The following is a 14,152-nucleotide window of genomic DNA, read 5'->3' as shown; positions in this document are numbered from 1 at the left end:
CCCCAGATGTTCTAATTGGAAGGGGCGGACCCGAAAGCCCGCCCCGACAGCGTTTATTCGCAAGCGTAGCTGACACCATTGGCGGCGTCGATCTTGCGGATTACGTCCCAAAATTCCTTATAAGTCATTTCAAGGAACTGGCCTTCGTTCGACTTTTCAAACTCGGCCTGCAGCGACGTGCCTTCCCATTCGAAACTGAAGAAGGCGTTTCGGATCTTTTCCTTCAACTCGGGCGTCAGGTTATAAACCGTGCCGAAGCCCGTGGTCGGGAAGGTTTGCGACTTATAGATCACCTTCACATCGTCTTCCTTGATCACATCGCGCTGTATCATGCGCGACTTGACCGAATTGGCGATGGATGCCGCAACATAGTCTTTGTTGGCGACCCCCAGGATCGAGTTGTCATGCTTGCCCGAGTAAACAGGTTCGAAATCGCGTTCGGGCAGCAGGTCGAAATCGCTTTTCAGGATAGCCGAGGGCGCTTTGAAGCCTGAATTCGACGTGGGCGAGGTGAAGGCGAGTTGCTTGCCTTTGATGTCCTCGACCTTTTCGACGCCAGAGCCGGGATAGGTGATGATCTCCATCTCATACCCGAAATTGCCGTCTTTCGAGGCCATGATCGTGAACGGACTGAAGCCCGCACAGTTCACCGCCAGCGGATTAGACCCGGTGTTGAAGCCTGCAATGTGCAGGCGGCCAGACCGCATCGCCTCGATCTGGGCGGCGTTGCTTTGCACCGGGAAGAAGACGACAGGCTTACCTGTCTCGGCCTCCAGATGGGTCAGGAAATCGGACCAGGCTTCCTTGTAGACGGCCGGATCCTCAACGGGCGTGTAGGCAAAAATCAACGTGTCGGGGTCCAGCAACTGGGCCGGATCGGTGGGCGTGTCGGCGATCAGATCTCCATCGACATCGCAAAAGCGGTCGTCCAGATCGCCGCGCGGGCAATCCTGAGCAGCAGCAGGCCCGGCAAGCGACAGGCTGAAGACCAGCGCCGCCCCGGACAAAAGTGTCGTCATAACTTTCATGAAATATCCTCCCTAAGCGACGAGGCTAGAGCGGAAAGATACGTGCAATCAAGAGAATAATATGCGCCGCCTTACCTGCCAAGCAGGTTGGATAGCGTCCAGTCACTGAATTGGTCGCGCGCGTGAAGCTCTGGGATCGGAGCGTGCAGGTAGCCTTGCGAGAACAGGCGAAATGGGACACGTGCGTTGTGAGCCGTAAGGAAATCCACACCACTGTCGCCAACATAAAGCGCGTTCTGCGGCGCCGTATTCAGCTTGGCGATACAGGCCAAAAGCGGCGCTGGGTCAGGCTTTCGCGGCTGGTCAGGCCGGGCGCCGTCGATCGCGGTAAAAAACTGCGACAGGCCAAGCGCTGCGCATATGGCCTTGGCCGGACCATCTGGCTTGTTGGTGCAGATGCCCAGCGGCACCCCTGCGGCACAAAGTTGCTCCAGGCAATTGACGACGCCCGGATAGGGCTTGGTCAAGGTCGTCATATTCGTCTCGTAGGTGTCCAGAAAAACAGCCAGCGCGTGACGGCGTAGATCATCATCATACCCGCCGGTCGCCTCAAGGCTTCGCTCAACCAGCTTTTCGACCCCATTGCCGATAAACGTGATGATGGTGTCCAGATCAAGCGGCGCGCGCCCCAAGTCGTTCAGCATCACATTGGCTGCGGCTTGCAAATCCGGGGCCGAATGTACAAGCGTGCCATCAAGATCAAAGATGATTGCATCAGGTAGGGTCATGATGGCTTTCTAGCCAGTTTTAAGGACGGACACCACTGTTGCGGGCGATCAAAGATCTGACCTCAAAGCACACCGGACAAAGTTCGAGAACGGAAGAATTGGTGGAGCCTAGCGGGGTCGAACCGCTGACCTCTTGCATGCCATGCAAGCGCTCTACCAACTGAGCTAAGGCCCCATCACGCTGGCGTTGCCGCCGTCGATGCGCGGTATTTATGCAAAGGCGCGTATGGGTTCAACCCAAAAAACGCGCCTTCGCTGTTTTTAGTCTTCGTCGTCGGCTGCGACATCCGCGATGTCATCCAACGACACTTCGTCGTCGTCGTCATCGTCCAGAACATCATCGCCCAGATCGACATCGGCCTCTTCGTCATCTGTTTCCAGAACGGCATCTGCGTCTTCGACCAGATCGTCCTTCATCGTGGCTTTGTCTTCCTTGTCGGCAACCATCGTGCGCGACACCTTTCCGGTTTCAAGGTTCACAACCTCGCCCGTATACGGGCTGACCACCGGATCGGCGTTCAGGTCGTAGAACCGCTTACCGGTCGTCGGGCAGACGCGTTTGACGCCCCATTCTTCCTTGGGCATGTTAAACCCTTTCCGTTCAGTCTGAGTCATGAGAGATTTGCCGCCAACTGCCACATGTGCGCAAGGGTGTCAAAGGCTTTTCCATTCATGGGATGTTCGGGCCGCACCTGTAACGGAAAAGGAGCAGCATGTTCTGGTCGAAAAAGACAGATAAGCTTGTCCAAAGCGAACACCTGACCCTGGAGGGGCAGCCATCGGTCAGCGTGTTGTTGCGGCCGTCTTCGCGTGCGCGCCGTTTGTCTTTGCGTGTCTCGAAACTGGACGGGCGGGTAACCTTGACGGTGCCGCATGGGGCATCCCGGCGCGAGGCGGAGACCTTTGCGCGCGACCGTGCCGCATGGATCCGCGAACACTTGCTGAACACCTTGCCCGAACTGCGCCCGACCCTCGGCGATAGCATTCCGTTTCAAGGCAAGCTTCATCCTTTAGTGGGCGATGACCGACGGGCGGCGCGCATCGTGGACGGGCGCATTCTGTTGCCCCATGGCGACCCAAACCAGATCGGCGTGCGGCTTGAGGCCTTGCTGAAGCGAGAGGCCCGCGACAGGCTGGCCGCAGCCAGTGATCACTACGCCGAGCGCGTCGGGCGCAGCTTCGGGCGGATATCGTTGCGCGACACACGCTCGCGCTGGGGGTCATGCAGCTCTCAGGGCAATCTGATGTATTCATGGCGGCTGGTGATGGCGCCCGCCACGGTGCTGGACTATGTGGCCGCGCACGAAGTGGCGCATCTGGTGCACATGGACCATTCACCCCGGTTCTGGGCACAGGTTGAAGCGATCTGCCCGGACTACCGGGTGCCGCGCGCGTGGCTGCGGGCCAACGGCACAGAGTTGCACCGCTATCGGTTTCGAAGCTGAACTTCGACACATATTGACCTTGAATGGATTTGTGATCACAATCGCGCCATGCAGGCACACCCTCGGCAACAGTCGGATACCACCAGCGCCCATGAACGGGTGTATCGCAGCCTGCGATCACGCATCATGCACGGCGAGCTGGATCCGGGTCAAAGCCTGACCATTCGGGGCATCGGCAAGGCCTATGATGTCTCGATGACACCGGCCCGCGAAGCGGTGCGCCGGCTGGCCGCTGAAGGCGCGTTGACGCTGTCCAGCTCAGGTCGGGTGTCGGCGCCTGATCTGACCTCTGAGCGGATCGAGGAACTTGCGGCCTTGCGCGCCTTGCTGGAACCCGAGTTGGCCTCGCGCGCCCTGCCTCGCGCCCACATGGCACTTATCGACCGGCTGCGCGCGATCAATGCGCGGGTGTCGGAAAGCGTCGCCAAACAGGATTCGGTTGGCTATCTGCGCACCAATCTGGAATTTCACCGCACGCTGTATCTGAGGGCGCAGGCGCCCGCGATTCTGGCCATGGCCGAAACGGTTTGGCTGCAGTTGGGGCCGACAATGCGGGTGCTTTATGCCACCCGGCAACGCACAGATTTGCAGACGCACCACAGGATGATCCTGGCCGCATTGGCCGCCGGGGATGAACCAGCTTTGCGCTTGGCGGTCCGAACGGACGTGACCCAAGGGTTGAAAATGCTGGTCAGCTAGCGCAGGTCGTCGCTGACTAAACGTCCAGATGGAAACCCCGAAATTCCTTCACGGTTGACAGGCTGAGCAGCGTTTTCATCTGCGCGAATGACGGGATCGAGGACAAACGTTCACGGTAGAGCTTTTCGTAATCTTCAGTGTTTTTGGCCGCGACCCTGAGCAGATAGTCGAACTCTCCCGAGATCAAATGGCATTCCAGCACCTCTGGCATCTGCTTGATCGCGGCCTCAAACGCCTGAATGTCCTCGCGCCGCTGACTGACCAGTTTGGCTTCGATAAACACCTGTATTTCCAACCCGATGGCTTTGCGATTCAGGCGCGCTGCATAGTTAGTGATCATCCCGTCCGCTTCCAGCAATTTGACCCTTCGGTGACAGGCTGAAATGGACAATCCGACCTGATCAGACAGTTTGGCCATCGAAATCGCCCCGTCTTTCTGCAAGACGGAAAGAATACGTGTGTCCAGCTTATCCATCGTAATTTTTCCTAATTTTTTTGGCCTGATCGTAGTTTTTGCGCAATTTATCCCAATCCGCAAGAAATAAGGGAACCTTTTCAAGTCCCGTGCTGATACGCTAAAGTTACTTAACACGTGACAAATTCACCCAAGGGAGGAAGAAAATGTCCAACAAAATCGTCGTCGGGTACGATGGCAGCGAAAGCGCGCATGCGACGCTAGATTTCGCGGTCGGACTGGCAAAAGCACAAGGTGCCAGTATCGTTGTCGCCCATGTGCTGGAATGGTCGCCCTATTCATTCCTGACACCAAACGAGCTGGAAGAACGCCACAAAAGACGTGGTGAAGAGCTTGATCGCGCTGAAAAAGCCATTTTGGGACCGGTCATGAAAAAGCTGGAAAACAGCGGCGTCCCGGTGACCAAAGCGCTGCGCTACGGCGGCATTGCCGACACCTTGTGTGACATCGTCAAGGCAGAAGGCGCTTCGCAAGTGGTCGTCGGACGGACGGGCAACTCTGGCTTGTCGTCTCGAATCTTCGGGTCGGTTGCGGGCAGTTTGGCTCAGATCTCGCCTGTGCCAGTGACAATTGTTCCATAAAAAAAGCGAACAGGGATAGTTATGAATAGAACACTAAAGGCAGCGGCGATCGCCGCACCGGCCGTTCTGGCAGCGACAGCGCCTGCACTGGCCCAATCCATCGACCAAAAGGTCAACGAAATCTTCGCGAACTCGACCGGATGGTTTGTGAACCTGATCTTCAGCCCGTTTCCCGGAACATCCTTCCCGTGGATCGTCGCTTGGCTGGTGATCGCAGCCACCATCTTTACGCTTTACTTCGGGTTTATCCAGTTCCGTGCGTTTCCGCATTCAATCTCGCTGGTCAAGGGCGACTACTCCGACCCAGATGACGCAGGCGAGGTGAGCCACTTTCAGGCACTCGCAACCGCCTTGTCGGGCACGGTCGGGCTGGGCAACATCGCAGGTGTCGCCGTGGCCGTCGGCATCGGCGGGCCGGGTGCCACGTTCTGGATGATCCTTGCGGGTCTGATGGGCATGGCCTCCAAGTTCACCGAATGTACGCTTGGTGTGAAATATCGCAACGAATACGAAGACGGCACCGTGTCCGGCGGCCCGATGTATTACATGACCAAGGGTTTCACCGAACGTGGCCTGCCTGCGGGCAAGTTCATGGCGGTGTTGTTCTCGATCTTCTGTATTCTTGGTGCGCTGGGCGGTGGAAACATGTTCCAAGCCAATCAGGCACATGCGCAGATCACCAACGTGGTCGGAGACTTCCCAGGCTGGATCACCGGCATCGTCTTTGCCGCGATCGTTTTCGCGGTCATCATTGGCGGTCTGAAATCCATCGCCAGCGTGACCGAGAAGGTCGTGCCCTTCATGGGAGTTCTTTATGTGTTGACCGCGTTGGTCATCCTTTTGATGAACGCCAACATGATCGGCTGGGCGTTCGGTCAGATCTTCGCGGGTGCCTTCACCGGACTTGGCGTTGCTGGCGGTATGGTTGGCGCTCTGATCCAGGGTTTCAAACGGGCCGCGTTTTCGAACGAGGCGGGTGTTGGGTCGGCTGCGATTGCCCACTCGGCGGTGCGAACCAAGGAACCAATCACCGAGGGTTTTGTGTCCTTGCTTGAGCCATTCATCGACACCGTCGTGATCTGCACCATGACCGCGCTTGTGATCATCATCACGGGCCAGTTGGTCAGCGACCCTGCAACGGGCCTGTATCTGCTGGACGAAGGCGGCGCGACCATCCAGACCATTGATGGCAACAAAGGTGTGGCCCTGACCTCGGCGGCGTTCTCGTCATCCTTTGGTTGGTTCAAATACGTCCTTGCCATCGCGGTGATCCTGTTCGCATTCTCGACCATGATCAGCTGGTCCTACTATGGCCTTAAGGCGTGGACCTTCCTGTTCGGCGAAGGCCACACGAAAGAGATCGTGTTCAAGGTGATTTTCTGCATCTTCGTGGTGATCGGTGCTTCGGCCAATCTTGGCCCGGTGATCGACTTCTCGGACGCGGCAATCTTTGCCATGGCGGTCGTGAACATCGTGGCGCTTTATTTCCTGATGCCGATCGTGAAAGGCGAACTCGACAGCTATCTGTCACGCCTCAAATCGGGTGAAATTCGGAAATTCGAATGATCACCTCCTGATCGTTCAATCTGCTAGAAAAACCAGAGCCTCCGGCCCCGCCGGTGGCTCTTTCTTTTGAAGACCGCGCGCTTTCGCATGCTTCAACCGGCTGAGAAGCTATAATAGTCCATCAGGTGTTGCTGATAGTCCCGGCGAGCGACTGTCACACCGCTATGGGCCACAGCCGCCGTCGCCTTGGTCCAGAACCCCAATGCAGGGGTGTTTTCAACCAACACCCGCACCTGCCATTGTCCTGGATGGCACCTGACAGTCTGGTGAAACGCCTCGATGCCGACCGCCTTACCGCGAAAGGCGCGCAGGGTGAAAAACTGACCCATATCGAAGATCGCGTCGTCATCCGTTGCCACCCGCGCCAGCGAAAACCCCGCAATTTGGTCGTCGGCATAGATGAAATAGGGCCAGTGGTCATCTCGCGCCCAATACGGTGTCAGCAAATCCTGCGGATAGGCAAACATCCCATCCGCACCCACCGGCCAGCGCATGAATTGGGACATATCATGCAGGTAAAGCTGGAACAGTCGCTCAAACGCCGGACGTTGGGCCTGTTCGATCGGCCTTAGTGAAATGGTCATACCAGTCGCCTTTCGGTTTCATCACGTGCAACGCGCCAATGAAAAGGCACGCCCGAAAGCGTGCCTTAAAGTCCACCGTCCGTATCGCCTTAGGCGTGGATCGCGCCATCGCCGCAAGCCAGCGCCGCCTCGCGCACTGCTTCCGAGAAGGTCGGGTGGGCGTGGCAGGTGCGGGCCAGATCCTCGGCCGAGCCGCCGAATTCCATCAGCACGCAAGCCTCGTGGATCAATTCGCCCGCTGCGGGGCCCATGATGTGGACACCCAGAACGCGGTCGGTGTCTTTATCGGCCAAGATTTTCACGAAACCCTCGCCTTGGAACACGGCTTTCGCACGACCATTGCCCATGAAGCTGAACTTGCCGACCTTATAGGCGCGGCCTTCTTTCTTCAGCTCTTCTTCGGTCTTGCCGACAGAGGCAACTTCCGGCGCGGTATAGACCACCCCCGGAATAACATCGTAATTCACGTGACCGGCCTGACCTGCGATGGCTTCTGCGGCGGCCATGCCTTCATCTTCGGCCTTGTGGGCCAGCATCGGGCCTTCGATGACGTCGCCAATGGCCCAGACGCCCGGTACCGAGGTTTTCCAATGGTCGGTCGCGATCTGACCCCGTTCGGTCATTTTCACGCCCAGCGCGTCCAATCCCAAACCTTCGACATACGGACGGCGTCCGGTGGCAACCAGCACCACATCCGCGTCAATCGCGTGTTCGCTGTCATCCTTGCGCAGCTTGTAGTTCACGGTCGCCTTGGTTTTCTTGGCATCCACATTCTGAACAGCCGCACCCATGATAAAGCTCAGCCCCTGCTTTTTCAGCGCGCGCTGGAAGGTCTTGGCAAGGTCGCTGTCCATCCCCGGCGTGATCGCGTCAAGGAATTCAACGACCGTCACCTCGGCGCCCAGACGTGCATAGACCGACCCCATTTCCAGCCCGATCACACCTGCGCCGATCACAACCATTTTCTTTGGAACCTTCGGCAACTCAAGCGCCCCAGTGGAGGTCACGACGACCTTCTCGTCCACCTCGACGCCCGGCAGGGTCGACGGCTCGGACCCGGAGGCAATCACGATGTTCTTCGCGTTGTGGACGTCGTCACCCACCTTGACCTGACCGGCGGCGGGGATCGACGCCCAGCCCTTGATCCAGTCGACCTTGTTTTTCTTGAACAGGAACTCGATGCCCTTGGTGTTCTGACCGATGACGTCATCCTTATAGGCCAGCATCTGCTTCCAATCGACCGAGGGGGACTTCCCCTTCAGGCCCATCTTGGCGAAGTTGTGCTCGGCCTCGTGCAGGCTGTGGGAGGCGTGAAGCAGCGCCTTGGACGGGATGCAGCCGACGTTCAGACAGGTGCCGCCCAGCGTCTCGCGCCCTTCGACGCAGGCGGTTTTCAGGCCAAGCTGAGCGCACCGGATCGCGCAGACATAGCCGCCCGGGCCACCGCCGATGATGATTACGTCATAGTCTGCCATGTGTCTCGTTCCTTTCATTTAGGGTCTGGGCGCGGCGCATGTCCGCCATCGTCCCGCTCACCCCGGAGCATTCTTGCCTAGTGATATTCATATGAGCGCCGAGATCAACATCACGGTCGTCGCGATGAAACCCACGAACCAGATCAGCGAACGCCAAGGCGACCAGCCAAACAGGTATGCGGGAAGATACAAAAGCCGCGCGGCCAGATAGACATAGGCGCATGTCGCGGTCGTTGCGGTGGACTGACCCGATAGCGAGACCACGACCACGGCGGCGGTGAACAGGATCAACCCTTCGAAATGGTTGTTCAACGCCCGCTGCGCCCGACCCGCCTTGCCCGTCAACTCACGCGGCTTGTCGCGGGGCGAGGCCGCGTATTTCGACCCCACCTGCATCTGCCCCAGCACGGAATAGATGCAGAACTGGACCACTTGCAACAGGACCGCGAGTGCGAGGATGGTGAGTTCGGGGGTCATGATACGGATTCTGCTTCGTCGCTAAGCGACTGAGTAATATCGGACAGCACAGTGCGTCCGACCAAGAACGCAAGTGCAGCGATCAAGAACACCAGAATTATCGTAAAGACGCCGTTGACGGCTTCGACCGGGTTAAAGATCCCCCAAATCAAGAATGCTGTTTGCATTACGATTGCAGATCCAAGAATGCCGCAGGTGATATCAAGTCGCAAATCCAGCGAGAGCAGCCTTCCAGCCTGCTCTTTGTTGTCGCTGAACACCAATCTGTTCACCGACTCGCGAATGTCGTTCTGCGATTTGCGCAGCATTTTCCAGAAAGACCACCGCCCGAACTGAACTAAGCATTCCCCAATAAAAACAGCGATTACAAGGCTGAACGCAAAGTAATAAAACCCACTTATGGGGGCGTCGGACAAAAGAGTCGTATAGCTGCTCGAAACGCCCGTTCCGCCGTCTTCGTCCACGTAGACCAGCATGCCCAATGGGCCACTTCCGAAGCCCATCAGGATCGCTGTTCTAGGGACAGAGCCGGGGATGTTCAGCACCTTGTCGGCTCCTTACTTACAAATCCATCAACAACCGGCGCGGATCCTCAAGCGCTTCTTTCACGCGCACAAGGAAGGTCACGGCGCCTTTGCCGTCCACGATCCGGTGGTCATAGGACAGCGCCAGATACATCATCGGGCGGATCACGACCTCGCCGTTGATCGCCATCGGGCGGTCCTGGATTTTGTGCATGCCAAGGATACCCGATTGCGGCGGGTTCAGGATCGGCGAGGACATGAGCGAGCCATAGACACCACCGTTCGAGATGGTGAAGGTGCCGCCCTGCATTTCGTCCATCGACAGCTTGCCGTCACGGGCGCGACGACCCTTTTCAGCAATCGCTTTTTCGATGGTGGCGAAAGACATTGCGTCCGCATCGTTGATCACCGGCACCACAAGACCCGTCGGGGTGCCAGCGGCGACACCCATGTTCACATAGTTCTTGTAAACGATGTCGGTGCCGTCAATCTCGGCGTTCACTTCCGGCACTTCTTTCAGCGCGTGACAGCAAGCTTTGGTGAAGAACGACATGAAGCCCAGACGCACGCCGTGTTTCTTTTCAAACTCGGCTTTGTATTCGTTGCGCAGCGCCATCACCTCCGTCATGTCGACCTCGTTATAGGTGGTCAGCATGGCGGCGGTGTTCTGGCTGTCTTTCAGACGGCGCGCGATGGTTTGGCGCAGGCGCGTCATCTTCACACGTTCTTCGCGGGCCGGGTCCCCAGCAGCGCGCGGTGCGGCGGGCGCGGCAGCGGGCGCAGGGGCAGCTTTCGGTGCGGCCACGGCGGCAGCAACGTCATGCTTCATCACGCGACCATCGCGGCCCGTGCCTTGCACGTCGCCCGGCTTCAAACCGGCTTCTGCCATGGCTTTCTTGGCCGAGGGCGCGTCTTCGACATCCTTGCCAGCGGTCGCAGCCGAAGACGCGGCAGCGGGTGCGCTGGCGGCGGGTGCGGCGGCGGCACCAGCGCCCGACGACAGAACGGCTAGCTTGGCCGAGGCATCAACCGTGGTCCCTTCGGCGGCGAGGATCTCTGTCAGCACACCAGCGGCGGGCGCTGGCACTTCGACCGAGACCTTGTCGGTTTCAAGTTCGCACAGCATTTCATCTTGCGCGACGGTGTCGCCGACTTGCTTGAACCAGCTGGACACAGTGGCCTCGGTCACGCTTTCGCCAAGGCTGGGGACCATCACGTCCACGGCCTGACCTTCGCCACCTGATGCAGCGGGGGCCGCATCGGCCTTGGGCTTCGCAGCCGGCGCGGGGGCGGCCCCTTCGCCTTCACCGATGGTTGCCAGAAGCGCGTCAACGCCTACGGTTTCCCCTTCGGCAGCGACAATTTCGCCCATCGTGCCAGCGGCAGGCGATGGCACTTCGACGGTCACTTTATCGGTTTCAAGCTCGCAGAGCATTTCATCGACCGCAACCGCATCGCCCGGCTTCTTGAACCAAGTGGCGACGGTGGCTTCGGTGACGCTTTCACCCAGTGTGGGGACCCTTACTTCAATGCTCATGGCTTATTTCCCTTCCATGTTCAGCGCCGCGTCCACGAGCGCCTCTTGTTGTGCTTTGTGCGTTGAGGCCAGACCGGTTGCGGGCGACGCCGCAGCAGGGCGCCCCACATAGTCGGGGCGCGTATGCTTGGCCCCGATCCGGGTCAGCACCCATTCGATATTCGGTTCAACGAAGGTCCAGGCGCCCTGGTTCTTGGGCTCTTCCTGACACCAGACGATTTCGGCCCCTTTGAAGCGTTCCAGTTCCTTCACCAGCGACATGGCGGGGAAGGGATAGAACTGCTCAAGCCGCAGCAGATAGACGTCTGTGATCCCGCGGCGGTCGCGTTCTTCCAGCAGGTCGTAATAGACCTTGCCCGAACACATCACGACGCGCTTGATCTTCTTGTCCGTGACCAGCTTGGCCTCGGACCGGCCCGTGCCGTTGTCGCGGTCGCCATCGTCCCACAGCACGCGGTGGAAGCTGGAGCCTTCGGTGAAGTCTTTCGCGTCCGACACCGCCAGCTTGTGACGCAAAAGCGATTTCGGCGTCATCAGGATCAGCGGTTTGCGATAGCCGCGATGAAGCTGGCGACGCAGGATGTGGAAATAGTTGGCGGGCGTGGTGCAGTTGGCCACGATCCAGTTATCGCCCCCGCACATTTGCAGGAAACGTTCCAGACGGGCCGAGCTGTGTTCCGGCCCCTGCCCTTCGAAGCCATGTGGCAGAAGGACGGTCAGACCGGACATGCGCAGCCATTTGCTTTCGCCCGAGCTGATGAACTGGTCGAACATGATCTGCGCGCCGTTGGCAAAATCGCCAAACTGCGCCTCCCACATTACCAGCGCGTTGGGTTCGGCCAGCGAATAGCCATATTCGAACCCCAGCACCGCGTATTCCGACAGCATCGAGTCGATGACTTCGTAACGTGCCTGGCCTTCGCGGATGTTGTTGAGCGGATAGTAACGCTCTTCCGTGTCCTGGTTGATCAGGCCGGAGTGACGCTGGCTGAACGTGCCGCGTGTGGCGTCCTGCCCTGACAGGCGCACCGGGAACCCTTCGGTCACAAGCGAGCCGAACGCGATGGCCTCGCCGGTTGCCCAGTCGAACCCGGACCCGGTTTCGAACATCTCTTTCTTGGCGTCCAGAAGGCGACCCACGGTTTTGTGCAGTGGGAAACCCTCGGGCGCCGTGGTCAGGGCTTTCCCGACCTCAGCCAGAGTTTCTGACGAAATCTCGGTCTTGCCTCGCTGATATTCGTCGCTTTCCTTGTCCAGATGCGACCAGCGCCCGTCCAACCAATCGGCCTTGTTGGGTTTGTAGTCTTTCCCAGCCTCGAACTCTTCGTTCATCTTGGCCTGAAAAGCGGCTTTCATATCTTCGATCTCGCCCGCCGGAATCAATCCGTCCTTCACCAGACGATCCGTATAGATCTGAAGCGTCGTCGGGTGCTTTTTGATCCGCTTATACATCAGCGGGTTGGTGAACATCGGCTCGTCGCCTTCGTTGTGACCAAACCGGCGATAGCAGAAGATGTCCAGAACCACGTCCTTGTGGAATTTCTGACGGAACTCGGTCGCGACACGCGCGGCGTGCACCACAGCTTCGGGATCATCGCCGTTCACATGGAAGATCGGCGCTTCCACCATCAATGCGATATCCGTCGGGTAAGGCGACGAACGCGAGAAATGCGGCGCGGTGGTAAAGCCGATCTGGTTGTTGACCACGATATGCATGGTGCCGCCGGTTTTGTGCCCGACCAGACCGGAAAGGCCAAAGCCTTCGGCTACGACACCCTGACCGGCAAACGCCGCATCACCGTGAAGCAGGATCGGCAGAACCTGATCGCGGTCCTTGTCATTCATCTGCTCTTGCTTGGCGCGCACTTTCCCCAGAACAACGGGGTTCACGGCCTCAAGGTGGGATGGGTTGGCGGTCAAGCTCAGGTGCACGATATTGCCGTCAAACTCGCGGTCCGAACTGGCGCCAAGGTGGTATTTCACATCGCCCGAGCCGTCGACCTCTTCCGGTTTGAAGCTGCCACCCTGAAATTCGTTGAAGATGGCGCGATAAGGCTTTTGCAGCACATTGGCCAGCACAGACAGACGCCCGCGGTGGGGCATGCCCATCACGATGTCTTTCAGGCCAAGCTGCCCGCCGCGCTTGATGATCTGTTCCATTGCGGGGATCAGCGCCTCGCCACCGTCCAGACCAAACCGCTTAGTGCCCATGTATTTGACATGCAGGAATTTCTCGAACCCTTCGGCCTCGACCAGCTTGTTCAGGATCGCTTTGCGGCCCTCGCGAGTGAACTTGATCTCGCGGTCAAACCCTTCGATCCGCTCTTTCAGCCATGCCGACTGAACGGGGTCCGAGATATGCATGTATTGCAGTGCAAACGTGCCGCAATATGTGCTTTTCACAATCGCCAAGATGTGCCGCATCGAGGCGACTTCAAGCCCCAGCACATTGTCGATGAAGATCGGGCGATCCATATCAGCTTCTGTGAACCCGTAGGAGGCTGGATCAAGCTCGGGGTGATCGCTGTCTTCACGCATGCCCAGCGGGTCAAGATTGGCGGCCAGATGGCCCCGGATCCGGTAAGCCCGGATGATCATCAGGGCGCGAATGCTGTCCAGCACAGCGCGTTTGATCTGATCGTCCGACAGCTGAACACCCTTCTCGGCCGCCTTCGCTTCGATCTTTTTGCCCGCAGATTTGGCTTCGGCCACCGGTTCTTCGGGCCACTGGCCATCCAACCCGTGCACCCGATCGCCGGTCGGCATCGGCGGCCAGTCACTACGCGACCATGACGGCCCAGCCGCTTCGGCGGTTACATCACCGCCGTCATCGCCAAGCTCGGTAAAAAACGCTTGCCACGCAGCATCGACCGCATTGGGGTCGCGCGCATATTGGGCGTAAAGCTGTTCTAGATACTCAGCATTGTGGCCTTGCATGAAGCTTGAGGCGTGGAAAAGGTCGTTCGGGCTCTGATCCGTCATGGGGTCACCTGAAAATTGGTAAACGCGCGCCCCGGGAAATGGGGCGCGCGA

At 58.6% G+C, this 14,152-nt stretch carries 14 protein-coding genes and 1 tRNA gene; 4 read left to right on the top strand and 11 right to left on the bottom strand.

The genetic code is table 11. From position 1 onward, the window contains the following. Positions 1–53 precede the first annotated feature (53 nt). From phnD to ACXYMP_RS05135, 4 genes are all read right to left on the bottom strand, one after another. Positions 54–1,028, bottom strand: coding sequence for a phosphate/phosphite/phosphonate ABC transporter substrate-binding protein (phnD, locus tag ACXYMP_RS05150; protein WP_298567873.1), 975 nt, complete (start codon positions 1,026–1,028; stop codon positions 54–56). A gap of 71 nt (positions 1,029–1,099) precedes the next feature. Continuing rightward, the gene (gph, locus tag ACXYMP_RS05145) at positions 1,100–1,756 is read right to left on the bottom strand and encodes a phosphoglycolate phosphatase (RefSeq protein ID WP_458904737.1); all 657 of its coding nucleotides are present in this window, start codon (positions 1,754–1,756) and stop codon (positions 1,100–1,102) included. Positions 1,757–1,855: 99 nt separating this feature from the next. Then, a tRNA-Ala gene (locus ACXYMP_RS05140) sits at positions 1,856–1,931 on the bottom strand. An 86-nt stretch (positions 1,932–2,017) separates the two neighbouring features. Beyond that, a complete protein-coding gene (locus ACXYMP_RS05135) occupies positions 2,018–2,341 on the bottom strand; it encodes a TIGR02300 family protein (RefSeq protein ID WP_298567880.1) in 324 nt (107 codons plus the stop codon). 128 nt (positions 2,342–2,469) lie between these two features. On the opposite strand from ACXYMP_RS05135, the gene ACXYMP_RS05130 reads away from it, so the two are divergent. Beyond that, positions 2,470–3,201, top strand: a complete 732-nt coding sequence (locus tag ACXYMP_RS05130; RefSeq protein ID WP_458904735.1) for a M48 family metallopeptidase — start codon at positions 2,470–2,472, stop codon at positions 3,199–3,201. 48 nt (positions 3,202–3,249) lie between these two features. Continuing rightward, positions 3,250–3,900, top strand: a complete 651-nt coding sequence (locus ACXYMP_RS05125; RefSeq protein WP_298567885.1) for a GntR family transcriptional regulator — start codon at positions 3,250–3,252, stop codon at positions 3,898–3,900. Positions 3,901–3,916: 16 nt separating this feature from the next. On the opposite strand, the gene ACXYMP_RS05120 is transcribed toward ACXYMP_RS05125, so the two are convergent. After that, entirely contained in the window at positions 3,917–4,375 is a 459-nt protein-coding gene (locus ACXYMP_RS05120) for an Lrp/AsnC family transcriptional regulator (protein ID WP_458904733.1), read from the bottom strand. A gap of 146 nt (positions 4,376–4,521) precedes the next feature. On the opposite strand from ACXYMP_RS05120, the gene ACXYMP_RS05115 reads away from it, so the two are divergent. Together ACXYMP_RS05115 and ACXYMP_RS05110 are read left to right on the top strand one after the other, a co-directional pair. Beyond that, positions 4,522–4,956, top strand: coding sequence for a universal stress protein (locus tag ACXYMP_RS05115; RefSeq protein ID WP_298567890.1), 435 nt, complete (start codon positions 4,522–4,524; stop codon positions 4,954–4,956). Between the two features lie 21 nt (positions 4,957–4,977). Then, complete coding sequence (locus ACXYMP_RS05110; RefSeq protein ID WP_298567893.1) at positions 4,978–6,522, top strand: alanine/glycine:cation symporter family protein; 1,545 nt, start codon at positions 4,978–4,980, stop codon at positions 6,520–6,522. Positions 6,523–6,614: 92 nt separating this feature from the next. Here the strand turns inward: ACXYMP_RS05110 and ACXYMP_RS05105 are convergent, their stop codons facing one another. The 6 genes from ACXYMP_RS05105 to ACXYMP_RS05080 all read right to left on the bottom strand — a co-directional run bounded on the left by ACXYMP_RS05105 (position 6,615) and on the right by ACXYMP_RS05080 (position 14,101). Continuing rightward, a complete protein-coding gene (locus ACXYMP_RS05105; RefSeq protein WP_458904730.1) occupies positions 6,615–7,106 on the bottom strand; it encodes a GNAT family N-acetyltransferase in 492 nt (163 codons plus the stop codon). 89 nt (positions 7,107–7,195) lie between these two features. Further along, positions 7,196–8,581 (bottom strand): dihydrolipoyl dehydrogenase, encoded by a 1,386-nt coding sequence (lpdA, locus tag ACXYMP_RS05100; protein WP_248369632.1) that lies wholly within the window; start codon positions 8,579–8,581, stop codon positions 7,196–7,198. A gap of 87 nt (positions 8,582–8,668) precedes the next feature. Continuing rightward, entirely contained in the window at positions 8,669–9,058 is a 390-nt protein-coding gene (locus ACXYMP_RS05095; RefSeq protein WP_458904727.1) for an MAPEG family protein, read from the bottom strand. Next, positions 9,055–9,603 (bottom strand): hypothetical protein, encoded by a 549-nt coding sequence (locus ACXYMP_RS05090; RefSeq protein WP_458904725.1) that lies wholly within the window; start codon positions 9,601–9,603, stop codon positions 9,055–9,057. Before ACXYMP_RS05090 ends, ACXYMP_RS05095 begins: the two co-directional genes overlap by 4 nt. A gap of 16 nt (positions 9,604–9,619) precedes the next feature. Beyond that, positions 9,620–11,119 carry a 2-oxoglutarate dehydrogenase complex dihydrolipoyllysine-residue succinyltransferase gene (gene odhB / locus ACXYMP_RS05085; RefSeq protein ID WP_458904723.1) on the bottom strand — a complete coding sequence of 500 codons (1,500 nt, stop codon included), beginning with the start codon at positions 11,117–11,119 and terminating at the stop codon, positions 9,620–9,622. A gap of 3 nt (positions 11,120–11,122) precedes the next feature. Next, complete coding sequence (locus tag ACXYMP_RS05080; protein WP_298567910.1) at positions 11,123–14,101, bottom strand: 2-oxoglutarate dehydrogenase E1 component; 2,979 nt, start codon at positions 14,099–14,101, stop codon at positions 11,123–11,125. Positions 14,102–14,152 lie beyond the last annotated feature (51 nt).

The organism is Aliiroseovarius sp. CAU 1755, from assembly GCF_054482655.1.
This window is presented reverse-complemented; position numbering and strand designations above follow the sequence as displayed.